Genomic DNA, 415 nt, shown 5'->3' with positions numbered 1-415 from the left:
GCCTGACTGCCGCCGCCGCCCGAGCCGCCCTGCGGACGCGGAATCTTGTCGCCGCGGACGTAGTCCTCGTTGCCCGGGTGCACGTATTCACGACGCCCGCCCGGCGCGTGCCGGAAATTCGGCTCCGCGATGTCCTTGCGCGGGATCGTGATGCTTTGCGTGCTCTGGATATCCTTGATGCTACGGTCGCGCACCGCGTCGGAGACGGCACGACGAATGTAGTTCTTGACGCGACGCAGAAAGCGTTCGCGGTTGGCGATGCTCTTGTTCTTGCCGGCCAGCCTGCGGTCGATGATTTGATGAAGCACTCCCGGTCTCCCGCTCGAAAGTCGATATGCCGGGACGCTCGCCGCACATGCCGTCTGCCGTCATGCGGGCGGCGCCTCTAAAGGTGCCCGCGCGGACCCTCCGCACG

1 protein-coding gene is annotated in these 415 nt (G+C 66.3%); it reads right to left on the bottom strand.

What is annotated here, in order from left to right; genetic code table 11:
- Positions 1-308, bottom strand: a 308-nt coding sequence (locus tag SB751_RS28335; protein WP_410748831.1) for a DUF444 family protein, incomplete at its 3' end; no start/stop codon positions are given.
- Between the last annotated feature and the right edge of the window lie 107 nt (positions 309-415).

It is taken from the genome of Cupriavidus sp. SIMBA_020 (genome assembly GCF_046535395.1).
Lineage (GTDB): Bacteria > Pseudomonadota > Gammaproteobacteria > Burkholderiales > Burkholderiaceae > Cupriavidus > Cupriavidus campinensis.
Note: the sequence above shows the minus strand (reverse complement) of the source record. Positions and strands in the feature narration are given on the sequence as shown.